Consider the following 26,176-nt stretch of genomic DNA (forward strand, 5'->3'; position numbering starts at 1 on the left):
GCAGTCCTCCGGTGGCTCGGTGGGACGGTGCGCCGCCGCTCCGGCGCACCGCAGAGGGTGTCAGCGGATCTCGAATCCCGGGTAGCCCGCGGCGGCCACCTCGTCGCACTTCTGCCGGTAGGTGCCGACACCGCCGGTGTAGGACAGCACCCGCCGGGGCTTGCCCGGCACGTTGGAGCCGACGTACCAGGACGTCGTCCTCGAGATGAGGTTGGCCGACGCCGTCTCGTCGTGGTGGGCCACCCACGCGTCCTCGGCGTCCGCGGTCGGCTCGATGACCGTCGCGCCCCGCTCCCGCATCGACCGGAGGAGGTCGGTGATCCACTCGGTCTGCTGCTGGAGGCAGGTCGTCATGTTGCACAGGGCGGCCGACGGGGCCAGCGGCACGGCGGTGGTGAGCAGGTTGGGGTAGCCGTGCACCATCAGGCCCATCGTGGTGCGGATGTCGCGGCCCCAGTCCTCGGTGAGCGACCGCCCGCCGCGGCCGCGGATGTCGATGCGGGTGAGTGCGCCGGTGCCGGCGTCGAAGCCGGTCGCCAGGACGATCACGTCCAGCTCGTGGACGGTGCCGTCCTCCAGCTGCAGCCCCTGGGGGACGACGCGCACGATCGGGTTGTCGCGGACGCCGACCAGCTCGACGTTCGGCCGCAGGTAGACCTCCAGGTAGTCCATCTCCAGCGGTACGCGGTGGGTGCCGAAGCCGTAGTCGGTCGGGACCAGCACGTCGCACAGGTGCCGGTCGTGGCGCAGGCGGGCGCGCATCTTCTCCCGGACGAACTCCGAGACCTCCTCGCTGGCCGCCTCGTCGAAGAAGATCTCCGGGAACGAGGCCAGCCACAGCTTCAGCGAGCCGTTCTCGTAGATCTCCTCGAGGAGCTCACGGCGCTGCTCCGGCGTGAGGTCGCCGTAGGAGTGCTCGAAGTCGTACTCGAAGCCGGTGAACGTGCGGGGGAGGGTCGTGCGCAGGTCGGCGAAGCGCGCCTTGTACGCGGCGACGTCCTCCGGCCCGTAGTGCGGGTTCTTCATCGGCAGGGCGTACTGCGGCGTGCGGGCGAAGACGGTCAGGTGCCCGACCCGGTCGGCGACGGTCTGGATCACCTGGATGCCGGTGGCGCCGATGCCGACCACGCCGACCCGCTTGCCCGCGAGGTCCACGCCCTCCGCGGGGTAGCGCGAGGTGTGCACGATCGTGCCGCGGAAGTCGGCCTGCCCCGGGAAGATGTCGGCCATCGGCGCGGACAGCATGCCGGCGCAGGTGATGAGGAACTGGGTGTCGACGGTGTCGCCGCGGTCGGTCTCGACCGTCCAGCGCCCCCGCTCCTCGTCGAAGCGGGCGGCAGTGACCGTCGTGGAGAACTGGATGTCCCGGCGCAGGTCGAGCCGGTCGGCGACGTAGTGCATCCACCGCTCGATCTCCGGCTGGTCGGGGAACCGCTGGCTCCAGCTCCAGTCCTTGTAGAGGTCCTCGTCGAACAGGTACTGGTAGATGTAGGCCTCGGAGTCGAACCGCGCCCCCGGGTAGCGGTTCCAGAACCAGGTCCCGCCCACGTCGGCCCCGGCGTCGAAGGCGCGCACCCGCAGGCCGAGCCCGCGCAGCTGGTGGAGCTGGTAGAGCCCGGCCACCCCGGCGCCGATGACCAGGGCGTCGAGCTGCTGGACCCCGGAGGCGTCATCGACCTGGGCCGTCGTCGCTGTATCGACGCTCATCTCTCATCTACCTTCCTCGATGTGGTCCGGGTCACTGTCGCCATCCCAGCGGCGTCCCACCTGGTCGAGGCGTCCCAAGTTGGGACAGTTCGGCCAGGCGCGGCCGCTGCTGCGGGCACCGCGGACCGGTGACGGGGGACGCCGCCCCCGGCGTCCCCGCTGGACGGGCTCCCGGCGACGGGCGGGGCCCGGCGTGGAGGTGGTGATGCACCAGGGATCGGAGGACCGGCTGCGCGTGGCGGCGGCCCGCGCCGACTTCCTCGAGCGCGGCGCCGGAGCAGCGGGTGTGCGCGACCTCGTGGCGGCGTCCTGGCAGCGCAGCCGGACGGCCGGCGTCGACGCCGACGAGTACCGGATCACCTTCCACGAGGACGTCGACCTGGACTCCCGGCTCGTCCGGTGCGCCAGGCCGGTCATCGAGCGGCTGGCCGAGGAGATGGTCGACGTCCCGATCGCCATCGCCCTGTCGGACGCACGGGCCCGCATCGTGCACCGGCTGGACTGCTCGACGTCGGTCGGCCGGCTGCTGGACCGCGTCGACTTCACGGCCGGGTTCAGCTTCGCCGAGGGCGGCGTCGGCACCAACGGGATCGGGACCGTCTTCGAGGCGGGGTCGTCGGTCGCCGTCGTGGGGGCCGAGCACTTCACCGAGGCCCTGGTGAAGTTCGCCTGCACCGGCGCCCCGGTGCTCGACCCGGTCACCGGCCGGGTGGAGGGCGTCCTCGACGTCAGCTCGCTGGCCGAGAGCTGGACGCCCCTGATGCACGCGCTCGTGCGGCGGGCCGCCGCCGACATCGGTGAGAGCCTGCTGCTCGACCGCGGGCACGCCAAGCGGGCCCTGTTCGAGGTCTTCGCCCGGGCCGACGCCCGCCCCCGGCAGGCGGTCATGGCGGTGGGCGGGTCGCTGATGGTCAACCAGCGCGCCCAGCAACTGTTCACCGCCGCCGAGCAATCCGTGATCCACCAGCACGCGCTGTTCCTGATGGGCTCCCGCGACCGGGTGCGTGAGACGGTCACCCTCGACTCCGGCCGCCGGGTGCGGATGCGCGCGCGGCGGGTCGTCGTCGGCGACGAGGTCGCCGGCATCGTCCTGCTGCTCGACGAGGACCCCGGTCACCCGTCGGTGCCGGCACCCCGCAGCGCCCCGCCCGGGCGGCGCCCGGAGGACCCCGCCTCCGGCGGCTGCTCCCCAGGGTGGGTGACCGCGCGCACGCAGCTCGCGACCGGCCTCGACCGCGGCGACCACGTGCTGGTCATGGGTGAGCCGGGCACCGGCCGGCGCACGCTGGTCACCGACGTGTTCCACCGGCTCCACCCCGCGGGGGTCGTCGTGACCGGGCCGGCGGGCCTGGAGCCCGGCGGGCTGCCCGGTCTCCCGGCGCTCGTCGTCCTGGAGGACGTCGACCGGCTCGACGCCGCAGCGGTCGGCCGCGTGGGTGCGTCCCTCCCCACCGTCGACCGCGGCCGGGTCCTCGTCGCGGCGACGCTGGCGGAGGAGAGCGTCAGCGCCGACCTGCCGTTCCGGGCGCTGCTCGGGCAGTTCGACCAGGCGGTGACGGTGCCGCCGCTGCGCTTCCGCGGTGAGGACCTGCCAGTCCTCGTCGCCCACCTGCTCGCCGAGCTCGCGCCCGACCGGAGGGTCCGGCTGCACCCGGAGGCGAGCCGGCTCATCGGCCGCTACGCCTGGCCGGGCAACCTCACCCAGCTGCGGGAGGCACTCGAGGTGGCGTTGCGGGCCCGCCCGGTGGGGGAGATCCGGCCGGAGGACCTGCCCGGCTACTGCCGCACCGCCGGCGGCCGCACGCTGACCGCGATCGAGGCGGCGGAGCGCGACACGATCGTCCGGGCGCTGCAGCGGTGCGGAGGCAACCGGGTGCACGCGGCGGCGTCGCTGGGAATGGCCCGCAGCTCCCTCTACCGGAAGATCCGGAGCTACGCGATCACCGACGTGTGACCGCCGGTCAGGCGGCCAGGGCGACGTCCCGGTCGGCGGCCGCGACCAGCTCGGCGTAGCGCCCGCCGGCGGCCAGCAGCTGCTCGTGGGTGCCGGACTCCACCAGGCGGCCCGCGGCGAGGACGGCGATGCGGTCGGCGTCCCGGATCGTGGACAGCCGGTGCGCGATGGTGATCGTCGTCCGGCCGCGGCTGGCCTCGTCGAGCGCCGCCTGCACGGCCCGCTCGGTCGCGGTGTCCAGCGCGCTGGTCGCCTCGTCGAGCACCAGCACCCGCGGGTCCCGCAGCAGGGTGCGGGCGATCGCCAGCCGCTGCTTCTCCCCGCCGGAGAACCGGTGCCCGCGCGCGCCGACGACGGTGTCGTAGCCCTCCGGCAGCGCGGCGATCACGTCGTGCACCTGCGCGCGGCGGGCGGCGTCCACGATCTCGTCGTCCGTGGCACCGGGACGGGCGTGCCGCAGGTTCTCCCGCACCGTGGTGTGCAGCAGGTAGGTCTCCTGGGCGACGACGCCGACGACCTGCGCGAGCGTGGCCAGCGACAGGTCCCGGACGTCGACGCCGTCGATCGTCACCCGCCCCGCGGTCGGGTCGGCCAGCCGCGCGACCAGCGAGGCCAGGGTGCTCTTGCCCGACCCGGTCTGGCCGACCAGCGCCAGTGACGAGCCCGCGGGCACGGCGAGGTCGACGCCGTCCAGCGCCGGCCGGTGCCCGTCGGGGTAGGTGTGGGAGACGCCCTCGAAGCGCACCTCGCCGCGGACGGCGGCCGGCTCCAGCGGCACGGGGTGGGCCGGGTCGTCGATCTCCACCGGCAGGTCCAGGTACTCGAAGACGCGGCTGAACAGCGCCATCGAGCTGGTCACCGACACCCCGACGTCCAGCAGCTGCATGAGCGGGCGGAACAGCGCCGTCTGCAGGGTGGTGAAGGCGACCAGCGTGCCGATCGTCATCCCCCCGGACGTCGCCGGGAGCCCCGCGGCCAGGTAGATCACCGCCGGGATGCCCGCGAAGACGATGCTCATCGTGGCCATGCGCCAGCGCCCGGCCAGCTGCGAGCGCACCTCGAGGCCGACGAGGTCCTCGGAGGTGTCGGCGAACCGCCGGGACTGGGCCGGCCCGGCGCCGAGGGTCTTGCCGAGCAGCACGCCGCTGACCGACAGGCCCTCCTCCACCTGCGCGTGCAGGTCGGCCAGGCGCCGCTGCCGCTGCGCGGTGACCCGCCGGCGCATCCGCGCCACCCGGCGGGTGAGCAGCACCGCCGGCGGCAGGACGACCAGGGACAGCAGCGACAGCCGCCACGACAGCGCGACCATCGCGATCACCGTGCCGACGACGGTGGTCGCGTTGGAGGCCAGCGAGGTGGCGGTCGAGGTCACCACCGACTGCATGCCGGCGATGTCGTTGGTCAGCCGGGACTGCACCTCCCCGCCACGGGTGCGGGTGAAGAACCCCAGCGACTGCCGCTGCAGGTGGGTGAAGACCGCCGTCCGCAGGTCGTGCATGACCCGCTGCCCGACGCTCGTGGACAGCCACGTCTGCACCACCCCCAGGACGGCGGTGGTGGCGGCGACCGCGACCATCCCGGCCACCGCCCAGGCCAGCAGGCGCACGTCCTGCTGCGGCAGCGCCTCGTCGATCACCAGGCGGACCAGGAACGGCGAGGCCAGCGCCACGACCGACGCGGCCACGATCAGCACCACCACCGTGGCCACCTGCCAGCGGTGCGGCGCGAACAGCGCGGCCACCCGGCGCAGCGGCACCGGGGAGCGCTCCAGCTGGGCCCGGTCGGCGGGGTCGACGGTTCGCCCCGAGCGCCCGCCTCCGCCGCCCGCCCCTCTCATCCCGTCGTCGACGACGACCACCTCCATCGCTCCGGGCCCCCGGCGGATTGCTGAGGTTGCCTCACGATGAGGTAACCGTACGACACTGGGTACGATTCCCGCGTGCCGGACGACGACGCCTCCCTCGGCGAGCTGCTCATGCGGGCCGCCCGCACCCAGCGGCGGCGCTGGCGGGAGACGCTGGCCCCGTGGGAGCTGCTCCCCCACCACGCCCGCGCGCTGCGGGTGGTCTGCGAGCGGGACGGCGTCCGGCTCTCCGACCTCGCCGAGGCGCTGTCCATCGCGCCCCGCTCGGCCACCGAGGTCGCCGACGCGCTGCAGGCCCGCGGGCTGGTCGAGCGCGGCCCCGACCCGGCCGACCGGCGGGCCGTCGTCCTGACACCCACCACCGCCGGCCGGCAGGTGCAGCGCGAGGTGGCCGCGGCGCGGGCGGCCGACAGCCGCGATCTGTTCGCCCGGCTCGACCCGGCCGACCGGGCCGCCCTGGCGCGGATCCTGCGCAGCCTGACCGACGACTGAGCGGACGCCGCCGGATCAGGTGGCCGATCGATGCGTAGACCCCGCCACGGGGGGTTACGGGGTCCGGAGGTGACGGACCCGTCACGAGCCAGCAGAGGGAGAGGTCGCCGTCGTGCTGTCCGACAAGTCCCGGCCCGTCATCGAGGCCACCCTGCCCGTGGTCGGTGAGAACATCGGGAAGATCGCCGAGCGCTTCTACCAGCACCTCTTCGGCGAGCACCCCCAGCTGCTCGACGGCATCTTCAACCGCGGCAACCAGGCCGAGGGCACCCAGCAGCAGGCGCTGGCCGGCTCGGTCGCGATGTTCGCCAGCGCGCTGGTCAACCACCCCGACCGGCTGCCCGAGCAGCTGCTCAGCCGGGTCGCGCACAAGCACGCCTCGCTCGGCATCCAGCCCGCGCAGTACCAGGTGGTGTACGACAACCTCTTCTGGGCGATCGCCGACGTCCTCGGCGACGCCGTCACCCCCGAGGTCGCGGCGGCCTGGACAGAGGTCTACTGGCTGATGGCCTGGGCGCTGATCAACCAGGAGCGCGGGCTCTACAGCGCCCGGGGGGTCCGCCCGGAGACGGTGTGGCGCGACTGGGAGGTCGTGGAGAAGCGCCGGGAGACCGACGACGTCGTCGCCTTCACCGTCAAGCGCATCGACGACCGCCTGGTGAAGACCTCGCTGCCCGGCCAGTACGTCACCGTGCGGATGCCGATGCCCGACGGCGTGCAGCAGCCCCGGCAGTACAGCCTCACCCGCGCCGACGACGGCGAGCACCGCTCCTTCGCCGTCAAGCGGGTGCACGGCAACGGCAAGCCCGACGGCGAGGTCTCGAACCTGCTGCACGACAGCGTCGACGTCGGCGACACGATCACCACGTCCCTGCCGTTCGGTGACGTCGTGCTCGACGACTCCCGGCCGGCCGTGTTCGCCAGCGCCGGCATCGGCGTCACCCCGATGGCCGGGATGATCTCCCACCTGGTCGCGGCCGGCTCGCACCTCGACGTCACGCTGCTGCACGCCGACCTCGACGAGTCCTCCTGGCCGCTGCGCCGGCAGCTCGTCGACGACGTCAAGGGACTGGCCGACGGGAAGCTGCACGTGTGGTTCGAGCGCGGCGCGCAGTGCAGCCTGCCGGTGGACGGCGTGCACGAGGGGATGATGGACCTCACCGAGGTCGACCTCCCCGACGACGCCGTCTACTACCTCTGCGGTCCGCTGCCGTTCATGAAGGCCGTCCGCAGCGCGCTCATCGACCGCGGCGTGGCCCCCCGCGACATCCAGTACGAGGTCTTCGGCCCCGACCTCTGGCAGGCCGACGCGGAATGACCGTGTGAGCAGTACGGATGCCCTCCCGCGGTGACGGAGCGGCAGGGGGCGAGCACGGCACGGATGGTGCAACCCCCTGGATCCGGGGGAACACCACCCCATGACGGGGCTGCCGGTCCCGTGCGCCGGCGCGCAGGCTCTGCTCGCGCGCTGGCGGCCCACCAGCGGGGGGACGAACCGGGGAGATCGATGTCGATCAGAGTGCTCATCGCCGACGACCACGCGCTCATCCGCGACGCGCTCGTCGACCTGTTCTCCGGAACCGGCGACATCGAGGTCGTCGCGGAGTGCTCCGACGGCAGCCAGGTCCTCGACGCGGTGAGCCGCACCCGGCCCGACGTGGTGCTGATGGACCTGAAGATGCCGTGCGTGGACGGCATCGAGGCCACCCGGCAGGTCCTCCGCGCCCACCCCGGCGTCCGGGTCGTCATCCTCACCGGCGCCCTCACCCCCGCCACGGCGCGCGAGGCGCACGCCCTGGGCGCGGCCGGCTACCTGCTCAAGGAGGGCGACCCGGGGGAGATACCGGCGCACGTCCGGGAGGTGGCCGCCGGCGGGACCGCCTGGAGCCCGGCCGCGCTCGCCGTCGCCGAGCAGGGGTGGGACACCGCGGCGCACCCGGACGGCGACCGGACCGCCTCGCCCTACGTCGAGGAGAGCCCGGCCCGGTACCGCCGCTGAGGCGCGGCCGTCAGTCGGCGAAGGCCAGGCCCTGCCCGGCCAGGGCCTCACGGAGCCGGGACACCGCCTTCGGGCCCACCCCGTGCCAGGACAGGAGCTCCCGCTCGCTCAGCGACGTGAGATCGCGGAGATCCCGGAGGCCCCGCTGCAGGAGGGCGCTGGCGGCCGGCGCACCGATGGACGTCGGCAACGGCAGCGGCGTCCCCGCGTGCGCCTGGGCCACCTCGTACTCCGCGACGTCGGCCCGCAGCAGGACGGCGGCCTGCCCGTCGGACGGACCCGCCCCGCGGAACGCCTCCAGCTCGGCCCGGGTCCGCCACCGCTCGAACACGTCGATCCGCCCCGGCTCGAGCAGGTCCGCGGAGATCGCGAAGTCCAGGCAGCCGGGAGCGGAACGCGCCTGCTCGACCACGGTGCGGCAGCCGGCGAGGTAGTCCGGCCGGTCCTCCGGCCGCACGGTCAGGGTCCCCGCCACGATGATCACGACGGTTCGACCGTCGCGCCGGCCCGGACTCATCGGTGCGCGGGGATCGACGCGCCGACGCGCCGGGGAGCGCCGGTGCAGCCCGACCGCGCGGCGGCGGGTGCCACGATCGGGCCGTGGACGAGCCCGTGCGCCCGGACGACATGCGCGTCTCCGACCCCGAGCGGGCCGCCGTCCAGGAGCGGCTGCGCCGGGCGGTGGCCGCCGGCCAGCTGGACCTGCACGAGTTCGACACGCGGGTGCAGACGGTGTGGGCGGCACGGACCCGTGGCGACCTCGCCCGGGTCACCCGCGACCTGCCCGAGCCGCCGCCACCGCCGCCGCCACCGCCGCCGCTGGGCCGGGTGTTCAGCGACGACGCCGGCGGCGTGGCCATGCGGGTGCTGACCATCGTCTGGGCCAGCGTCGTGGCGGTGAACCTGGTGGTGTGGGGCCTGGTCTCGCTCACCACCGCGGAGTTCGCGTACCCGTGGTGGCTGTGGGTGGCCGGTCCGCCCGGGGCCGTCCTCGCGGTGCTCTACGGCGTGGGCATCGGCCGGCCTCAGCGCTGAGCGGCGCGGTCGCCGGCCGTGCGCCGCCGCCGGTGGGTCTTGCTGCCGTACATGGCGCGGTCCGCGCGGGCGATGAGGTCGTCGGGCGGGTCGCCGGGCCGGCCCACCGCCGCACCGACGCTGACCCCGATCGACAGAGATCCGCACGCCGTCTCGAACGGCGTGGCCAGCGCGGTGGCCACGTGCCCGGCCAGGGTCGACACCCGTTCCGGGTCGTCCCCGGGCACGAGGAGGACGAACTCGTCCCCGCCGAACCGGGCCACGAGCTCGCCCGGGCACAGCAGCCCCGCCAGCCGGGCGGCGACCTCGCTGAGCAGGCGGTCGCCGACCCCGTGCCCGTGGTCGTCGTTGACCAGCTTGAACCGGTCCAGGTCGCAGAAGAGCACCGTGCAGCCGGCACCGTCGACCGGGTCCAGGTGCCGGCGGAGGCTGTCGAAGAGCGCGCCGCGGTGCGGGATGCCGGTCAGCCGGTCGGTCTCGGCCCGCTCGTGCAGCCGGGCCTCCCGCTGCCGCTGGTCGGTCACGTCGACGCCCACGCAGGCGATCGCGAACGGCCGGCCGTCGGAGTCGAGCAGCACGTCGTTGTACATGGCGACCCGCCGCCGACCGCCGTCCCCGCTGATCCACTCAGCCTCCTGCGGGGGCGCGACACCGCTGGCCATGGACCGGGCGACGGCGTCCTTCGCGAGCTCGACGTGCTCGGGCAGCACCCAGACGTCCCAGAAGAACCGGCCCAGCAACTGCTCGGGCGACCGGCCGGTGAACCGCTGCACCGCCGGATTGGCGAGCAGGATCCGGCCGTCGGCGGCCACCACGGTCAGCAGCACGCCGGTGGCCGCGATGAACGCCTCGGAGAGGGAGCACTCCACGCGGCCGCCTCCTCGTCGCGCGCCCCCCGCGCGATCCCGCATGAGACCACGATCACAGTCGGGACGCCACCGTGCCCCGCGGCGCCGGCCCCCGCCGCTAGCGTGCGGGCGTGACCCGCTCCCTGACCCGCCGGCAGGCGCTCGACCTGCGGGTGCACGCGCAGCAGCTCGACCGGGCGGCCGGCGGCCCCGACGACACCGCCGTCCTCGACCTCGGCGTCCAGGACACCGGCCCCGACGGCGGGCTGTGGGCGCTGGCGCTGCGCGGCGTCGACGTGGCGGGCCTGCCCGAGGACGCGCTGGCCACGGTCTGGACCATCCGCGGCGCCCCGCACCTGTACCGCCGGTCGGACCTGCCCGACGTCGCCGCGGCCACCGCCCCGTTCTCCGACGCCGACGCGGGCAAGCGCGTCTACGACGCGGCCAAGCCGCTCAAGGCCGCCGGCATCCCGGTGCTGACCGCGCTCGACACGATCGCCGGGGCCATGCGCTCGCTGGTCACCTCGCCGATGGTCAAGGGCGAGGTGTCCGGCCGGCTGGCCCAGGTGCTCGACGAGCCCCACCTGCGGTACTGCCGCCCGTGCGACGCCACCCACCCCTGGGAGCAGCCGTTCCGGCTGGCCGCGCTGCGGGCCGGGCTGGAACTGGAGCCGGGCACGTCGCCGCCGGTGCTGCGCCCGGTGCCGGGGCTGACGCCGAGCGCCACCGTCCCGCCGCGCTTCGACGTGGTCCGCGGCTGCCTGCGGCTGCTCGGCCCGACGACGCCGAAGCTCGTCGCCGGGTACCTCGACGCCCCGGTCAGGGAGGTGCTGGCGCGGTGGCCGGAGGACGCCGTGGAGGTCGACCTGGACGGCGAGCGCCGCTGGCTGCTCACCGCGGACGCCGACCGGCTCGACGACGTCCCGCCGGCGTCGGGGACGGCGCTGCTCGGCCCGTTCGACCTGTTCCTGCAGGCACGCGACCGCGACCTGCTGGCCCCCGACCCTGCCCGTGCCAAGGCCCTCTGGCCGGTGCTGGGCCGGCCCGGCGCGGTGCTCGCCGACGGGGAGGTGGCGGGCGCGTGGCGGCCGCGGAAGTCGGGCCGCTCGCTGACCGTGGCGGTCGAGCTCTGGCACGACCCGACGCCGGCGCTGCGGGCGTCGGTCGACGCGGCCGCCGAGCGGCTCGCCGCGTTCCGGCAGGTCGCCCTGAAGGAGGTCACGCTGGACTGACCGCCGTCCACGCTGTGTGCACACACCGTCGTGCCGGCCGCCTCGGGACCACGATGCGTGCACAGATCGTGAAGTGGCGGCCGGACCTTCCGCCAGGCGGTATCTCAGCGCTAAGGTATCTGCCATGAGTGCGCCACCCCGCCGGGTCCGCATCGGCATCGACACCGGGGGGACGTTCACCGACGTCGTCGCGGTGGACGAGGAGACCGGTCAGACCACCACCACCAAGACGCCGTCCACGCCCGCCGACCCCGCCGAGGGCTTCCTCAACGGCGTCCGCAAGGTGCTGGACCTGATGGACCTGTCCGGCGAGGCGGTCACCGCCGTCAGCCACGGCACGACGGTCGCCACGAACCAGCTGCTCGAGGGCAAGCTCGACCGGATCGGGTTCGTCACCACCGAGGGCTACGAGTCGGTGTTGGAGATCGCCCGGCAGTCGGTGCCCGACGGGTACGGCAACAGCTACTTCTGGGTCAAGCCGCCGCGGATCGTGCCGGCCGACCTGGTGCGGACCGTCCGCGGCCGCCTCGACCACACGGGCGAGGAGGTCCGCCCGTTCGACGAGGACGACGCCCGCGCCGCGGCCCGCTTCTTCAAGGACGCCGGCATCACCACCCTCGGCGTCTGCTTCCTGCACGCCTATGCCAACGACGCCCACGAGCGCCGCATGCTCGAGGTCATCCGCGAGGAGCACCCCGGCGCCGTCGTCTCGCTGTCGAGCGAGGTGCTGCGCGAGTACCGCGAGTACGAGCGCTCGGTCACCACGCTGGTCGATGCCGCCGTGAAGCCCAAGGTCGGTGCGTACGTCACCAACATCCGCACCCGCCTGGACGAGATCGCCCCCGGCGTGCCGTTCTACGTGATGAAGAGCAACGGCGGCGTGCTCAGCGCCGCCGAGGTCGTGCACCAGCCGATCACCACGATGCTGTCCGGCCCCGCGGCCGGCGCCCTGGGTGCGGCGCTCATCGCCGGCACCGCCGGGTTCGACCGGGTGCTCACCTGCGACGGCGGTGGCACCTCCACCGACGTCACCGTGGTCATCGACGGCGAGCCGACGCTGACCACCGAGGGCTCGGTCGGCGAGTACCCGTCGAAGATCCCGATGATCGACGTCGTCACCGTCGGCGCGGGCGGCGGCTCGATCGCCTGGCTCTCGCCCGAGGGCACGCTCAAGGTCGGCCCCAAGTCGGCCGGCGCGGACCCCGGCCCCATGTGCTACCCGAACGGCGGCGACCAGCCCACCGTCACCGACGCGCACGTCACCCTCGGCCGGATCCCCCCGCACCTGCTGGGCGGCGAGATCCCGCTGTCGGTGGACGCCGCCCGCGACGGGCTCGAGCAGCTCGGCGCGAAGCTGGACCTGTCGCTGGAGAAGACGGCCACCGGCATCCTCGAGATCTCCGCGTGGAACCAGGCCAACGCGCTGCGCCAGGTCACCGTCGCCCGCGGCCTCGACGTCCGCGACTTCACGCTGACCACGTTCGGCGGCTCCGGCTCGCTGCTGGCCTGCCGGCTCATGGACATCCTCAACCTGCCGCGCACCCTCGTGCCGCCGAACCCGGGCAACGTCAGCGCGTTCGGGCTGCTCACCGTCGACGTGCGCAACGACTACGTGCAGACGGTGGTCAGCCGGCACGCCGACCTCGACCTCGCCCGCGTGCAGGGCGTCTACGCCGACCTCGAGGGCCAGGCCCAGGTGGCGCTGGACGGCGAGGGCTTCGGCCGCGACCAGCAGCGGATGCAGCGCACCGCGGACCTGCGCTACGTCGGGCAGGCGTTCGAGGTGCGGGTGCCGGTGGCCGACGGCGAGCTGGACGCCGACTCCGCCGAGGCGGTCGCCCAGGCCTTCCACGCCGCCCACCGGCAGCTCTACGGCTACGACTTCGCCGACGACCCCCGCCAGGCCGTCGAGTGGGTCAACCTGCGGGTGAGCGGGATCGGGCCGATCCGCCGTCCGGACATGGTGGAGCTCGCCCCGAAGGACGGCGGGACGGACCGGGCCGTCACGGGCTCGCGGCGGGTGTTCTTCGACGACTGGGTGGACACCCCGACCTACAACCGGCCCGACCTCGGCCCCGGGGACGTCGTGACGGGCCCGGCGATCATCCAGGAGTTCGGCTCGACGGTGCCGGTGCACCCGGGCTTCCTCGCCACCGTGGACGCCCACGGCAACCTGCTGCTCACCAAGGAGGACGTGCGATGAAGGGCCAAAATGGCCATTTTGGCCCTGACGGGACGCTCACGGACGGCAAGGTCGCCGCGGACCCCGTGCTCGTCGAGATCGTGGCCGGCACGCTGGCCGCGATCGAGAAGGAGGTCGAGACCTCCATCGGCCGCACCTCCCGCTCGCCGATGATCCGCGACGCCCACGACTTCCGCGCCGGCATCCACGACCGCCAGCTGCGCAAGCTCACCGGCCGCTCGTACTCGGCGCTGGTGCACCCGGTGGTGCGCGACTACCCGATCGACGAGATGAACGTCGGCGACGTCTTCTTCCACAACGACGTCTACCTGTCCGAAGGCGGGATCGGCCACCTGCCCGACCTGTGCGTCACCGTGCCGGTCTTCGCCGAGGTGGAGGGCCGCGCGCAGGTGGTCGCCTTCATCCAGGCGTTCGGCCACCACGACGACATCGGCGGCGCGGTGCCCGGCTCCATGCCGTCGGCGGCGACCAGCGTGTACGAGGAGGGCCTGATGGTCCCCCCGATCAAGCTGTGGGACCGCGGCGTGCCCAACGAGTCGGCGCTGAAGATCATGACCCGCAACTCGCGGATGCCCGACTCGCTGGCCGCCGACCTCGACGCCGAGTGCTCCGCCTGCCTGGCCGGTGCCCGCCGGCTCGGTGAGCTGTTCGACCGGTACGGGGTCGAGGCGGTCGAGGCGTGCTTCGACGCGATCCTGGCCAACTCCACCGAGGTCTACCGGCGCGAGATCCTCTCCCAGATCCCCGACGGCACCTACGTCTGGGAGGACTACGCCGAGCACGACGGCGTGGAGGAACCGCAGCTGCACCGCCAGCGGATCACGCTGACCATGGACTCCTCGAAGGAGACCCCCCTGGTCATCGACTTCACCGGCACCGGCCCGCAGGCGAAGGGGCCGATCAACCACTGCGGCGACTACGCCGACGGCAACTTCCTCAAGAAGTGGCTCGCGCCGATCCTGCGCAACCTGGCCGAGACGCCCGAACGCATGGCCGAGCTGGACGTCAACGAGGGCGTCGTCCCGCTGATCGAGATGCGGTTCCCCGAGAAGGGCACGCTGCTCACCCCGATCTTCCCGGCGCCGACCAACGCCCGGACCTTCGTCATCCTGCGGCTGCTCGGCGTCCTCGCCGGCGTGCTGGCCAAGGCGACCGGCGGCCGGATGCCCGCCGACCAGGAGACGATCCGCTACACCGGCGTCTACGGCACCGACCACGAGGGCCAGCCCTACCTGATGCGCGAGGTGCTGGGCGGCGGCTCGGGCGGGCGGTACTACGCCGACGGCGAGGACACCATCCACGTCGTCCCGGACTCGCGGAACCTGCCCACGGAGTTCACCGAGGGCCGCTTCCCGCTGCGGGTCGAGCGGCTCGGGCTGGCGATGGACTCCGGCGGCCCCGGCCGCTACCGCGGTGGCTGCGGGTACGAGAAGCACATCCGGGTGCTGCGCGACGCGCACTTCATGTCGATCGCCGACCGCTCGATCCTCGCCTGCTGGGGCGTCAAGGGCGGCAAGGCCGGCCGGCCGTTCCAGATCACCGTCGACCCGGGCGGCCCCGACGAGCACGACGTCGACGCGCTGGCCGACGCCGAGCCGCTGAAGGCCGGCACCGTCGTCCGCATCCGGACGACGGGCGGCGGCGGCTGGGGCGACCCGCTGGACCGGCCGGTGGACGAGGTCCTGCGGGACATCGCCTGGCGGAAGGTGTCGGTGACCGGGGCACGGGAGGACTACGGCGTGGTCGTCCTGGAGTCCGGTGAGGCCGACCTGGCCGCGACGTCGGCGCTGCGCGAGCAGCTGCGGGCCGACCGCACCGGCGAGGAGCCCTTCTTCGACCGCGGCCCCGGCTACGCCACCCTCTCCGGCGGCGCGGCGTTCAACGAGTTCGACGTCCTGTAGAGAAAGGACCCCGTCCTCCTCACCGCTCGCACGCTCGCGGCGAGCCTCTGGACGGGGCCGCGCGATCACGGCGCGGGAACCACTCCCCGGTCGTCCGGGACGGTTCCCGCGCCATGTTCGTCTCGGGATCGGTGCAGCACCTCGGCGGTGTGCGCGTCGGCGGGCAGGAACGCCTCGACCGACAGCTCGGCCGCGGTGAGGTCGACCGCGGTGCCGAACGTGGTCACGGTGCTCAGGAACGACAGCACGTCGTCCCCGTGCCGGATCCGCAGCGGGACGGCGATCCCGTCCGGCGGCCGCCGGTCGGACCCGCCGGGCAGCGCCGCCAGCTCCCGGTGCAGCGCAGCCAGCCCCGGGTCGGCGGTGAGGTGCGCCTCGCGGGCCAGCCGGGTCAGCAGGGCGGTGCGCCACTGCGGCAGGTTGAGGATCCGCGGCGCCAGCCCGCGCGGGTGCAGGCCCAGCCGGAGCACGTTCACCGGCGGCTCGAGCAGCGCCGGGTCGGCGCCCGCGGTGAGGAGCGCCAGGCTGCGGTTGCCGGCCACCAGCTGCCAGGCCCGGTCCACGACCACGGCGGGGTACGGCTCGTAGGCGGCCAGCACGTGGTCCAGCGCCGTCCGGACGGCGGCCATGTCGGGGTCCTCCAGCCGCCGGCGCCCGTAGACCGGTGCGTACCCGGCGGCCAACAGCAGCTCGTTGCGCTCCCGCAGCGGCACCTCCAGCTGCTCGGCCAGGTGCAGGACCATCTCCCGGCTCGGCCGCGCCCGGCCGGTCTCGACGAAGCTCAGGTGCCGGGTGGAGACCCCGGCGTCACTGGCCAGGTCCAGCTGGCTGAGCCGGCGCCGCTGCCGCCAGTCGCGCAGCAGCGCCCCCACGGGAGCCCGGGTCTCGACGGCGGTCACGGTCCCGACGCTAGCGACCGAGCCCCTCCGCGTCGCTTACCTCGCAGGTAATCGACCGGCCGCGCGACCGGGGCCAGCGTGGACGTCGTTCCGCAACCGACCGATCGAGAGGACGACGACCATGACCGCCACCCCGCAGCTCGCCGAGCGCTACCTCGCCGCCTGGAACACCACCGACCCCACCGCCCGCCGCGCCGCGGTCGCCGAGGCGTTCACCGAGGACGCCCGCTACACCGACCCGCTGGCCGACGTCACCGGGCGAGACGCCATCGAGGCGACCATCGCCGCCGTCCAGCAGCAGTTCCCCGGCTTCGTGTTCCGCCTCGCCGGCCCGGTCGACGCCCACCACGACCAGCTGCGTTTCACGTGGATCCTCGGGCCCGAGGGGCAGGACGCCCCGATCGCCGGGTTCGACGTCGCGGTGACCGACGGCGACGGCCGGATCGCGACGGTGCTGGGCTTCCTCGACCGGGTGCCCGCCGCAGTCTGACCGGTCTGACCGCCCACCAGTCGGCCGACCACCGGTTGACCGCCTCCCGAGATCGGCGGTCTCGTCGGGTTCCCACCCCGGGAAGCCACGAGATCGCCGATCTCGTCGAGGTTCCACCCCGCCAGGTGCCCACCGCGGTGTGGGCGCTGTCGTAGAGGTCCTGGCCGGTCAGGCGGCCCCGCGTCGCCGCCACCAGCGGCGCCGGCGCTCCGGCGGGGGTGCCGGCTCCGGCGGCGGCGCGGGCGGGGGGCGGGTGGCCCGCCAGTTCTCGACCAGCGCGTCGACGTCGGCCAGCCCCGGGACCGGCGCCCACCGGCTCTCCTGCGGACGGCGCCAGAAGGCCTCGACCCGGGCGTTGTAGTCCTCGGCCAGGGCCCGGACGGCGCTCTCCGACTCCAGGCCCCGCGCCCGGGCCGGCAGCTCGTCCCGCTCCCGGCGCAGCGCCAGCCCCGGCGGCAGCATCGCGCCGGTGTCCACGCCCTCGCGGCGGGCCTTGGCCACCGCCCAGTCGTAGGCGGTCTCCTCGCGGTCCCGGCGGGGCAGCGGCTTGCCGGCACCGGCGAGGCCCTCGAAGTCACCGCGGGCCAGGCCGCGGCTGATCTGCGACTCCACCCAGGACTCGAACGACATCCCGGTCGGCTTGCGCTCGGTCATCGCCCCCATGGTCACCCGGGCGGAACGACCGGTCACCTCGTCCTCGATGCACCGCTGCACCGCTGCACCGCGCCGGCACGGCGATGTACACCGCCGAGCGGCAGGGCGAGGACGCCTGCGTGCTGGTCGGCGGTGACCCGATCGTGACTTGACCCCGCGGCCGGGATCGTGCGTCCTGCCCGGTCCCTCGCGGAGGGTGGCGACCTGCCACGAAGGGGTGAAGCGGCAGCTCAGCGCGCTGCGGGACGGCCCCGGACGCCCCAGGCTGGCCGACGTGCCGCTGTCCGTGCCCGGGTTGCCCGACGTGCCACCCGAGCTCGCCGGCCCGGTCGCGGTGGAGCTGGCCAAGCCCGTCCGGGACCTCCCGCGGCCCGACGCGCTTCCCGGCGGCGTCCTCTACGAGCCCAAGTGGGACGGCTACCGGCTGGTCGTCGTCCGCACGGGCGGCACCACCCGGGTGTGGTCGAAGCAGGGCCGAGACCTCACCGACCGCTTTCCCGACGTCGTGTCCGCCGCCGTCGCCCAGGTGCCGCCGGGCACGGTCGTCGACGGCGAGGTCGTCGTCTGGAACGGCACCCGGCTGGACTTCGGGCTGCTGCAACGCCGCCTGGTCACCCCACCGGGCCGCATCGGCGCCCTCGTCGCGACCGCTCCCGCCTCCTACGTCGCCTTCGACCTGCTCGCCCTCGGCGGCGCGGACCTGCGGGCGCGCCGCCTGCGCGAGCGGCGGGCCGCGCTGGAGGAGCTCGCGGCGCGCTGGGCGCCGCCGATGCAGCTCTCCCCCGTCACCACCGACCCCGCCGAGGCCCGGCAGTGGTCCACCGACTGGCGCCCGGCCGGCGTCGAGGGGCTGGTCGCCAAGGGCGCCGGCACCCGGTACGCGCCCGGCCGCCGCGAGTGGGTCAAGGTCAAGTCCTGGGAGACGACCGAGGTGCTGGCCGGTGGCGTCATCGGTCCCCTCGAGCGGCCCAGCCAGCTCGTGGCCGGCCGCTACCGCGACGGCGAGCTGGTCGTGGTGGGGCGCACCAGCCCGCTGTCCCCCGCGCACGCAGCCGAGCTGGCCGCCGTCCTGCGCCCCGCCGGCGACGACCACCCCTGGCCGGACCGGATCGGCACCGGCCGCTTCGGCGGCGGCCGGCTGTCGGTGCCACTCACCCGGGTGGAGCCCGACGTCGTCGTGGAGGTCAGCGCGGACGCCGCGCTGCAGGCCGGCGTCTTCCGCCACCCGCTGCGCTACGTGCGGGTCCGCGCGGACCTGCTGCCCGGGGACGTCCCCGGGATCTGACCCGCCTCAGGGCTGCTGGGGCGTGCGGCCCAGCGCCACCAGGAGGCGGCGCAGCAGGTCGGCCAGCAGCTCGCGGTCGGCGCCGGATAGCCCCTCGAGCAGCCGGCGCTCGGTCTCCAGGTGGTCGGGCAGGGCGGCGTCCAGCGCGGCGCGGCCGGCCTCGGTCAGCGTGACGACGACGGCCCGCCCGTCGGCCTCGCTGCGCTCCCGGGTGATCAGCCCCTTCTCCTCCAGCCGGTCCAGCCGCTGCGTGATCGCCCCGGAGGTGACCAGGGCCGTGCGCATCAGCGCGGTCGGCGTCAGCTGGTACGGCTCGCCGGCGCGGCGCAGGGCGGCCAGCACGTCGAAGGACGGCGCGTCGAGGCCGTGGCGGGCGAAGGTGGCCCGCTGCGCGAGGAACACCTCCCGCTGCAGCTGGGTGATCCGGCCGATCACGCCCATCGGCGCGCAGTCGAGGTCGGGGCGCTCGCGGGCCCACTGGGTGAGGATCAGGTCGACGGCGTCCTGCGCCGGGCGCGCGCCGCCGCTCATGCCGGCAGCGCCACGTCGGCCAGGTGGTCGGCGTAGCCGCGTGGCGGGCGGCCCAGCAGCGCGGTCAGCACCCGGGGGCTGCCGGCGAAGCCGTGCGCCCGGTAGTGGTCGAACATCAGGCGCCGGCAACGCCCGGCGTAGGCCTCCGGCACCTCGCCCCGGGGGACGACGTCGTCGGCGACCACCTCGCGGCCGAGCCACTCCCCCACGAGCTCGGCGATCCGGGGCGCGGTGAGGGGCTCGGGCCCGGCCGCCTCGAAGGTGCCGCCGTCCAGGCCGTCCTCGGTGAGCAGCACGGCGGCGGCCTGGGCGACGTCGGCGAGGTCGACCAGCGACTGCCCGGTGCGCAGGCCCCAGGTGCTGCGCAGCCGGCCGGTGCGGGCCGCCTCGGCCACCTGCTCGTCGAGGTTCTGCGCGTAGGCGCACGGCTGCAGCACCCGCCAGGCCAGGCCGGCGGTGTCGAGGGCCTGCTCGGCGCGGTCCTTGGCGGCGTGGTGGGGCATCGTGCGCGCCTGCGGCCGCAGCACCGAGTGGTAGACCACGCGGGGGACGCCGGCCCGCCGCGCCTCGCCGAACAGCGCCCGGGCCCCCTCGGACTCGTCGGGGTCGAAGTTGGGCCAGATCAGGTAGAACGCGTCGGCCCCGGCCAGGACGTCGGCCCACGGCAGCGGCTGGGTGAGCTCGGCGACGACCACCTCGGCCCCGAGGGCGTCGAGTTCGGGGCGGGGGCGGGGCCCGGAGACGACCGCGCGCACCTGCTCGCCGCGCTCGCGGAGGGCGCGGACCACGGCGGTGCCGGTCTGCCCGCCCGCCGCCGTCACCACGATCACACCGGTACCTCAGCAGTGAGGTATCGCGGCGTCAAGACCGGTGCACCCTCAGTGCAGCCGGGTGCTGAGCCGGACGGTGAAGCCGGTGGGACCGGGCAGCAGGTCGACGCCGTCCCACAGCTTGCGCGCCAGCCACAGCCCCATGCCGCCGCGGCCGAGGTCGTCCCCGTGGGCGGGCTGGAAGCCGGCCAGCGGGTCGTCGAAGGTCTTCCCGGCGTCGGTGATGGCGCACACGATGCGGCGGCCGTCGCTCCAGATCCGCGCGGACACCGGCCGCCGGCCGTGGCGGAACGCGTTGGCGGCGACCTCGCTGGTGGCCAGGTGGAGGTCCTCCCGCTGCTCGACGTCGGGGACCGCGACGGCCAGCACGTCGCCGATCCGGTGGCGCAACCCGGCGAGGGTGGGGGCGTCGTCGACGACGAGCAGCGGCGGGGTGTCCTCGACAGGCTCGTGCGGCGCGGGGAGGCCCGCGATGTAGGCCGCCGGGTCCTGGAAGGCGGGGTTGGGTGCCCAGGTCCCCCCACGGACGAGCGTGTCGTGGGTGGCCGTGGCGCTGTCGACCACCTGGGGCGGCAGCCGTCGCCGGTCGTACAGGCACACCGAGGTGAGCGCGCTGTCGGCCAGGATCCGGTTGGCCACCGACTCGAACCGCTGCCCCTCGCGCCAGCCGGCCGGATCCTCCCCGAAGTCGACCTCCGAGAGCACCCGCAGCCGGCCCGTCCGGTGTGCCGCCGCCCGCGCCGCCTGGCTGCGGAGCAGGCTGATGGCATCGGGAGCGCGCGCGCCGAGCAGGGTCAGCCCGGGGTCGTTGTCCAGGGCCAGCCCGCGCTCCCCCAGCGCCCCGCAGACCAGGGCCGCCGTCTCCGGTGGGCAGGCCAGCCCGACCAGGTCACCGGCGCGCAGCCCGTCGTCCAGGAAGGGCAGCGCGGTGGCGAGCAGGTCGGCCGGGCCGTCCACGATCGCGGCCGCGTGGCGGAGACCGGTGGCGGGGGCGACGTCGGCCGCGGGCAGCGCGGCCCCCTCGTCTACCCCTCGGTGCACGGTCCCCGACCTCTCCCTGGCCGGGGAACTCCGGCCGACAGCTCCGACATCCTGGTACACGCGGGCCGGGTCCCCGCCACCGGGGAGGGCTGTGCGCGCCGTCACGAGGACGGCGGCACGGCTGTTCCGGTGGTCTGTACCCCCACCCCGGCCAGCTCGAGTATGCGGGCCGGGGCGGTGCCCTCGCTCGTCCGGACGCGGAGCCCGACGCCCGCATCACCCGCACGGGCGAGGGCCTCCAGCACCATGCCCACCCCCGCGCTGGCGAGGTAGGTGGTGGGCCCCAGGTCGAGGACCGCCGAGGAGCCGGGTGGCAGCCGGTCGACGCAGCGCAGCAGCTCCTCGCGCACCGGACCGGTGGTGGCGAGGTCGAGCTCGCCCAGCACCTCCAGGCGCACCTCGGCCGCGCCGTCGTGGACCCGCAGCTGCGCGACGCCGCCGTCCTCGGGCGGGTGGGACCGCTGGCGGGGGACGAACCCGCCCACGCCGGCGGAGGCGACCCGGAACCGGACGGTGGTGCCGGAGGGGCCGTGGCCGATCTCGACGTCGGTGCCGAGGGCGTGGATGAGGTCCAACCCGCGCCCGCGGTAGCCCTTGTCCGCCGGCGGCGGCCGCCACGCGCCGGAGTCGTGGACCTCCACCCGGATACCGCCGTCAGCGTCCCGGGCGAGCCGGTAGGAGCACTCCCCCGCCCCGTCGCCGGCCGTCGTGTACGCGTGCTCGACGGCGTTGGCCAGGGCCTCGCCCAGCGCCAGCTGCAGGTCCTCGGCGATCTCCTCGGGCACCCCCGCGGTCGCCGTCCACGCCGCGACGGCCCGCCGGACGCCCGCCAGCCGCGCCGGGTCGGCCGGCAGCCGCGCCGCCAACGGCGGGGGCAGCACGCGGGCGGCGATCACGGCGACGTCGTCGGGCTGGTCGGTGTCGGCCAGGACGTCGTCCAGCAGCCGGGTGGTCAGCCGCACCGGGTCCGCCGCGGCGTGCCGGGCGGCGGCGGCGCGGACCCGGTCCAGGCCCTCGTCCAGCACCTCGCCCCGCCGCTCCACCAGCCCGTCGGTGTAGAGCAGCAGCGTCGCGCCGGGCGGGACCTCCGTGGTGCCCTCGCGGTAGGGCGGGCGGCCCGGGGCGCCGAGCACCGCGCCGGACCCGGCGCCGTCCAGGAACCGGCTGCCGCCGGGGGTCAGCAGCAGGGGCGGCAGGTGGCCGGCCCGGGCCCACCGGACCGTGCCGGCGGCAGGGTCGACGACCAGGCAGGCCGCGGTCGAGGCCAGCGCGCCCGGCAGGCGGGCGGCGAAGCGGTCCAGCAGCTCCAGCGCCTCGGCCGGCGTGCAGCCCTGGAGCAGGGCGGTCGACAGGGCGCTGCGCAGCTGTCCCATGACGGCCGCCGCGGCCGGCCCCTGGCCGACGACGTCGCCGACCGCGATCGCCACGCGCCCGTCCGGCAGCTCGACGACGTCGTACCAGTCGCCGCCGGCCTGGGCCCCCTCGGCGCCGGGCAGGTAGTGCGCCGCCAGCGCCAGCCGGTCCAGCCGCGGCAGCTCGGCCGGCAGGAGGCTCAGCTGCAGCGTCTCGGCGATGCCCCGCTCGGCACGGAACAGCCGGGCGCGGTCCAGCGCCTGGGCGCACTGCTCGGCGACGGCCAGCAGCATGGCGCGGTCGACCGGGGAGAAGCGCTGCACGGTGGGCCAGGCGACGGCGAGGACGCCGACCACCCGGCCGGCGACGACCAGCGGGATGCCCACGTTCGCGGCCAGCCCGTAGGCCTGCAACGACTCCGCGAGCTCCGGCGGCAGCGCGCGGCCCGCCGCGGGCAGGACGGCGACGTCCTCGATCCAGATGGAGCGGCGCTCGGTGACCGCGGCGGTGGCGACCAGCGGGGCCGACAGCGGCAGGCTGCTCCACCGGCGGCGCCCCTCCTCGCTGCCGCCGCTGATCGCCAGCGCCGACAGCCCGCGGTGGGAACCGTCGAGCTCGTAGACGGCGACCCGGCTGTCCGGGCCGGTGAGGGCCCGCACGTGGCCGGCGGCGGCCGTGGCGACCTCGACGGGCGTGGTCGCCGCCGACAGCTCCGCGGTGGCCCGGTGCAGCAGCGCCAGCCGGTGCGCGGCGGCGCGCTCGTCGGCCAGCAGCATGGCGTTGTCCACGGCGAGGGCGGCGCGGGCGGCGATCTCCTCCAGCAGCGCCCGGTCGTCCTCGGTGTAGGCCGGCGCGTCGCCCCGCCGGCCCAGCGCGAGGACGGCGAGGACGCGGCCGCGCACCGTGAGGGGGAGCGCGAGCACCGAGGCGACCGCGAGCGGCGGCGCGACCGCCGGGTGGTCCTCGCCCAGGTCGGTGGCGCCGGCCAGGGCCGCGTGCACGACCGACCGCCCGAGCCGCGCGACCTCCGGCCCGACGCCGACGTCGGGGTCCAGCTCGGCCAGCGCGGCCTCGGTGGTGGCGTCCAAGCCGGCGATGCCGGCCCAGCGCAGCCGGCCGTCCTCGCCGACCAGCCGCACGGTGCACAGGTCGGCCAGCCGGCTGGTCACGACCAGCCGGGCCAGCGCGGCGACCTGCCCGTCGACCGTGGTCTCCCGGTCCATGGTGGCCCCGACGTCGGCCAGCAGCGTCTGGCGCTCGGTCTCCCGGATGCGCGCGTTGACGTCGGTGCAGCTGCCGACGTGGCCCGCGGGGGTGTCACCGGTGCCGATCGGCGCCGCCCGCTCCAGCAGCCAGTGGTAGGCGCCGTCGGCCCGCCGGAGCCGGAACTCCACCTCCCAGCCCTCCCGGCGCTCGCGGGCCTCGGCCACGGCGGCGGCGTACCGGTCGCGGTCCTCCGGGTGCAGCCGGTCGGTCCAGCCCTCGCCCAGCTCCTCCCGCGCCGGCCGGCCGGTGAACTGCGTCCAGCCGCGGTTGACGAACGTCCGCCGTCCCTCGGCGTCGGCCAGCCAGATCAGGGCCGGGGCGAGGTCGGCCATCGCGGTGAACCGCTCCTCGGCGGCCCGGCGGGCCTGACCCAGGTGCAGGTGCGCATCGACGCGGGCGACGAGTTCCTGCGCGGAGAACGGCTTGACCAGGTAGTCGTCGGCGCCGGCGGCCAGCCCCTCGACCGCCGCCTCCTCCCCGGCCCGTGCGGACAGCAGGACCACCGGCACCCGCGCCGTCCGGGGGTCGGCGCGCAGGGCGGCCAGCAGCCCGACGCCGTCCAGCTCCGGCATCATCACGTCGCTGACGACGAGGTCCGGCGGGTCGGCGAGGGCCGCCTCCAGCGCCTGACGGCCGTCGCCGACCGCCCGGACGGCGTAGCGCGGGGCCAGCAGCCGCACCACGTAGGCGCGCATGTCGGCGTTGTCGTCGGCGACCAGCACGCGGCCGGCCGCGGTCCGGGCCGGCTCCGGCGCCGTCTCCTCGTCCTCGTCGGGCAGCCAGCGCAGGGCCTCGGTGACGAACGGTGCGGCGGCCGGCGACCCCGCGGGGGCCTCGGGCGCCGGGTCGGCCAGGCGGTCGGTGGGCAGGTGCGCGGTGCCGAACGGCATCGTCACGGTGAACGTCGTCCCGACGCCCGGGGTGCTGTCGACGTCGATGCTGCCGCCGTGCAGCGCCACCAGCTCGCGGACCATGGCCAGGCCGATGCCGCTGCCCTCACCCGAGCGGCCGCGGGCGTCCGCGACGCGGTGGAAACGCTCGAAGAGCCGGGGCAGCTCCTCGGGCGGGATGCCGGTGCCGGTGTCGCTCACGGTGAGCCGCACCGCCCCGCCGTCGCGCCGGACCCGCACGGCGATGCCGCCGGTGAAGGTGAACTTCAGCGCGTTGGAGAGGAGGTTGAGGACGACCTTCTCCCACATGTCCCGGTCGACGTGCACCGGTTCCTGCAGGGGCGGGCAGTCGACGGTGAACTCCAGCCCGGCGCGGGTGACCGCCGAGCGGAACACGCTGGCCAGCTCGGCGGTCGCGACGGCGAGGTCGACCGGCTCGAAGCGGGCGTCGATGCGCCCGGCCTGGATGCGGGAGAAGTCCAGCAGGGTGTTGACCAGCCGGCCCAGCCGCAGCGCGTTGCGCTCGATGACCTCGAGCTCCTCGCGGATGCGGGGGTCGGCCTGGGCCGCCGGGTGGCCCCGCAGCTCGGCGACCGGCCCGGCGATGAGCGTCAGCGGGGTGCGGAACTCGTGGCTGACGTTGCTGAAGAAGTCGGTCTTGGCGCGGTCGAGCTCGGCCAGCGACTCCGCCCGGCTGCGCTCGGCCTCGTAGCTGCCGGCGTTGAGCAGACCGGAGGCGAGCTGGTTGCCCACGAGCTCGATGAACCCGCGGTAGCGGTCGTCGTAGCGCCGGTGCGGGTTGAGGCCGGCGACGAGGAATCCCGACACCGGCCCGGCGTCGTGGGCCGAGGAGGCGATCGGGACGGCGACGGCCTCGCTCGGCGGTCGCCGCCAGGCACCGGTGGGCAGGCCGGGGAAGCGCCGGTCGAGGTCCCGCACGAGCACGTGCTCACCGGCAAGGACGCGGTCCAGCGGCCACACGTCGTCCCCCGGCGCGATGACCTCGGGGGCCGCCGGCGAGCCCCCGTCGATCCCGGAGGCGCAGCCGAGCCGGGCGGTGCCGGTCGGGTCGAACAGGTAGGTGAGGCTGAACGGCAGGTCGGCGGGGTCCCGGCCCAGCTGCTCGCAGGCGGCGGCGAGGACGTCGTCCCGCGTGCGGGCGGTCGCGATGGCCGCGGCGAGGTCCCGGAGGGCGGTCATGCGGCGTTCGCCGACCACGCGCTCGGTGTTCTCGGTGACCACGCAGAGCATCCCGCGGGCGCGGCCCTCGGCGTCGTCGATCGGGCTGTAGGAGAAGGTGTGGTACGTCTCCTCCGGGTACCCGCTGCGCTCCAGGAAGAGCAGCAGGTCCTCGTCCCACGTGGCGACGCCGGTGTCGAGCACCGACCGGATGCGCGGCCCGATGTCGTGCCAGATCTCCGACCACATCTCGTTCGCCGGGCGGCCCAGCGCCCACGGGTGCTTGGCCTGGAGCGTGTCGTGCTTGTAGGCGTCGTTGTAGAAGGTCGTCAGCTCGGGGCCGTAGGCGGCCCACATGGGGAACCGTGACGTCAGCACGATGCGGACGACGTTGCGCAGCTCGGACGGCCAGCCCTCGGGCGAGCCGAGCGGGGTCTGCGTCCAGTCCCGCGCGGCCATCGCCCGGCCGACCTCGCCGCCACCGGCGAACAGCGACCAGCCGGGCTCGTGCTCGGTCACCGTG

The 26,176-nt window shown here is 75.2% G+C and carries 20 protein-coding genes; 10 read left to right on the forward strand and 10 right to left on the reverse strand.

Going from position 1 to position 26,176, the window contains the following annotated elements:
• Positions 1-60: 60 nt before the first annotated feature.
• Complete coding sequence (locus ACI78Q_RS15030; protein ID WP_456924205.1) at positions 61-1,707, reverse strand: flavin-containing monooxygenase; 1,647 nt, start codon at positions 1,705-1,707, stop codon at positions 61-63.
• Positions 1,708-1,912: 205 nt separating this feature from the next.
• Between ACI78Q_RS15030 and ACI78Q_RS15035 the strand changes: the two genes are divergently transcribed.
• Complete coding sequence (locus ACI78Q_RS15035) at positions 1,913-3,661, forward strand: sigma-54-dependent Fis family transcriptional regulator (protein WP_456924206.1); 1,749 nt, start codon at positions 1,913-1,915, stop codon at positions 3,659-3,661.
• Positions 3,662-3,668: 7 nt separating this feature from the next.
• On the opposite strand, the gene ACI78Q_RS15040 is transcribed toward ACI78Q_RS15035, so the two are convergent.
• Positions 3,669-5,525 carry an ABC transporter ATP-binding protein gene (locus tag ACI78Q_RS15040; RefSeq protein WP_456924207.1) on the reverse strand — a complete coding sequence of 619 codons (1,857 nt, stop codon included), beginning with the start codon at positions 5,523-5,525 and terminating at the stop codon, positions 3,669-3,671.
• A gap of 75 nt (positions 5,526-5,600) precedes the next feature.
• Between ACI78Q_RS15040 and ACI78Q_RS15045 the strand changes: the two genes are divergently transcribed.
• From ACI78Q_RS15045 to ACI78Q_RS15055, 3 genes are all read left to right on the forward strand, one after another.
• Positions 5,601-6,017 (forward strand): MarR family winged helix-turn-helix transcriptional regulator, encoded by a 417-nt coding sequence (locus ACI78Q_RS15045; protein WP_456924208.1) that lies wholly within the window; start codon positions 5,601-5,603, stop codon positions 6,015-6,017.
• Positions 6,018-6,129: 112 nt separating this feature from the next.
• Positions 6,130-7,335, forward strand: coding sequence for a globin domain-containing protein (locus ACI78Q_RS15050; RefSeq protein ID WP_456924209.1), 1,206 nt, complete (start codon positions 6,130-6,132; stop codon positions 7,333-7,335).
• Between the two features lie 189 nt (positions 7,336-7,524).
• Positions 7,525-8,016 carry a response regulator gene (locus ACI78Q_RS15055; RefSeq protein WP_456924210.1) on the forward strand — a complete coding sequence of 164 codons (492 nt, stop codon included), beginning with the start codon at positions 7,525-7,527 and terminating at the stop codon, positions 8,014-8,016.
• Positions 8,017-8,026: 10 nt separating this feature from the next.
• Here the strand turns inward: ACI78Q_RS15055 and ACI78Q_RS15060 are convergent, their stop codons facing one another.
• Positions 8,027-8,500, reverse strand: a complete 474-nt coding sequence (locus ACI78Q_RS15060) for an antibiotic biosynthesis monooxygenase (protein WP_456924211.1) — start codon at positions 8,498-8,500, stop codon at positions 8,027-8,029.
• A 116-nt stretch (positions 8,501-8,616) separates the two neighbouring features.
• On the opposite strand from ACI78Q_RS15060, the gene ACI78Q_RS15065 reads away from it, so the two are divergent.
• Complete coding sequence (locus tag ACI78Q_RS15065) at positions 8,617-9,051, forward strand: DUF1707 SHOCT-like domain-containing protein (RefSeq protein WP_456924212.1); 435 nt, start codon at positions 8,617-8,619, stop codon at positions 9,049-9,051.
• On the opposite strand, the gene ACI78Q_RS15070 is transcribed toward ACI78Q_RS15065, so the two are convergent.
• Positions 9,042-9,920: a GGDEF domain-containing protein gene (locus ACI78Q_RS15070; protein ID WP_456924213.1), complete on the reverse strand. Its 879-nt coding sequence runs from the start codon at positions 9,918-9,920 to the stop codon at positions 9,042-9,044. The two genes, ACI78Q_RS15065 and ACI78Q_RS15070, sit on opposite strands and share 10 nt — an antisense overlap.
• A 110-nt stretch (positions 9,921-10,030) precedes the next feature.
• Between ACI78Q_RS15070 and ACI78Q_RS15075 the strand changes: the two genes are divergently transcribed.
• The 3 genes from ACI78Q_RS15075 to ACI78Q_RS15085 all read left to right on the forward strand — a co-directional run bounded on the left by ACI78Q_RS15075 (position 10,031) and on the right by ACI78Q_RS15085 (position 15,235).
• Entirely contained in the window at positions 10,031-11,131 is a 1,101-nt protein-coding gene (locus ACI78Q_RS15075; protein ID WP_456924214.1) for a DNA glycosylase AlkZ-like family protein, read from the forward strand.
• Positions 11,132-11,255: 124 nt separating this feature from the next.
• Positions 11,256-13,334 carry a hydantoinase/oxoprolinase family protein gene (locus ACI78Q_RS15080; RefSeq protein ID WP_456924215.1) on the forward strand — a complete coding sequence of 693 codons (2,079 nt, stop codon included), beginning with the start codon at positions 11,256-11,258 and terminating at the stop codon, positions 13,332-13,334.
• Complete coding sequence (locus ACI78Q_RS15085; protein ID WP_456924216.1) at positions 13,331-15,235, forward strand: hydantoinase B/oxoprolinase family protein; 1,905 nt, start codon at positions 13,331-13,333, stop codon at positions 15,233-15,235. Before ACI78Q_RS15080 ends, ACI78Q_RS15085 begins: the two co-directional genes overlap by 4 nt.
• A 65-nt stretch (positions 15,236-15,300) precedes the next feature.
• On the opposite strand, the gene ACI78Q_RS15090 is transcribed toward ACI78Q_RS15085, so the two are convergent.
• Positions 15,301-16,134 carry a helix-turn-helix domain-containing protein gene (locus tag ACI78Q_RS15090; RefSeq protein ID WP_456924217.1) on the reverse strand — a complete coding sequence of 278 codons (834 nt, stop codon included), beginning with the start codon at positions 16,132-16,134 and terminating at the stop codon, positions 15,301-15,303.
• Positions 16,135-16,255: 121 nt separating this feature from the next.
• Between ACI78Q_RS15090 and ACI78Q_RS15095 the strand changes: the two genes are divergently transcribed.
• Positions 16,256-16,624, forward strand: coding sequence for a nuclear transport factor 2 family protein (locus tag ACI78Q_RS15095; protein WP_456924218.1), 369 nt, complete (start codon positions 16,256-16,258; stop codon positions 16,622-16,624).
• 168 nt (positions 16,625-16,792) lie between these two features.
• Here the strand turns inward: ACI78Q_RS15095 and ACI78Q_RS15100 are convergent, their stop codons facing one another.
• A complete protein-coding gene (locus tag ACI78Q_RS15100) occupies positions 16,793-17,278 on the reverse strand; it encodes a DnaJ family domain-containing protein (RefSeq protein WP_456924219.1) in 486 nt (161 codons plus the stop codon).
• 274 nt (positions 17,279-17,552) lie between these two features.
• Between ACI78Q_RS15100 and ACI78Q_RS15105 the strand changes: the two genes are divergently transcribed.
• Complete coding sequence (locus ACI78Q_RS15105) at positions 17,553-18,563, forward strand: ATP-dependent DNA ligase (protein WP_456924220.1); 1,011 nt, start codon at positions 17,553-17,555, stop codon at positions 18,561-18,563.
• Between the two features lie 6 nt (positions 18,564-18,569).
• Here ACI78Q_RS15105 and ACI78Q_RS15110 read toward each other — a convergent pair whose 3' ends face one another.
• The 4 genes from ACI78Q_RS15110 to ACI78Q_RS15125 form a co-directional block, all read right to left on the reverse strand.
• Positions 18,570-19,094 carry a MarR family winged helix-turn-helix transcriptional regulator gene (locus ACI78Q_RS15110; RefSeq protein WP_456924221.1) on the reverse strand — a complete coding sequence of 175 codons (525 nt, stop codon included), beginning with the start codon at positions 19,092-19,094 and terminating at the stop codon, positions 18,570-18,572.
• The gene (locus ACI78Q_RS15115; protein WP_456924222.1) at positions 19,091-19,924 is read right to left on the reverse strand and encodes an SDR family oxidoreductase; all 834 of its coding nucleotides are present in this window, start codon (positions 19,922-19,924) and stop codon (positions 19,091-19,093) included. Before ACI78Q_RS15115 ends, ACI78Q_RS15110 begins: the two co-directional genes overlap by 4 nt.
• Before the next feature lie 48 nt (positions 19,925-19,972).
• Positions 19,973-20,965, reverse strand: coding sequence for an anti-sigma factor RsbA family regulatory protein (locus ACI78Q_RS15120; RefSeq protein ID WP_456924223.1), 993 nt, complete (start codon positions 20,963-20,965; stop codon positions 19,973-19,975).
• A gap of 101 nt (positions 20,966-21,066) precedes the next feature.
• A complete protein-coding gene (locus tag ACI78Q_RS15125) occupies positions 21,067-26,172 on the reverse strand; it encodes a SpoIIE family protein phosphatase (RefSeq protein WP_456924224.1) in 5,106 nt (1,701 codons plus the stop codon).
• Positions 26,173-26,176 lie beyond the last annotated feature (4 nt).

Source organism: Geodermatophilus sp. SYSU D00705 (assembly GCF_054050135.1).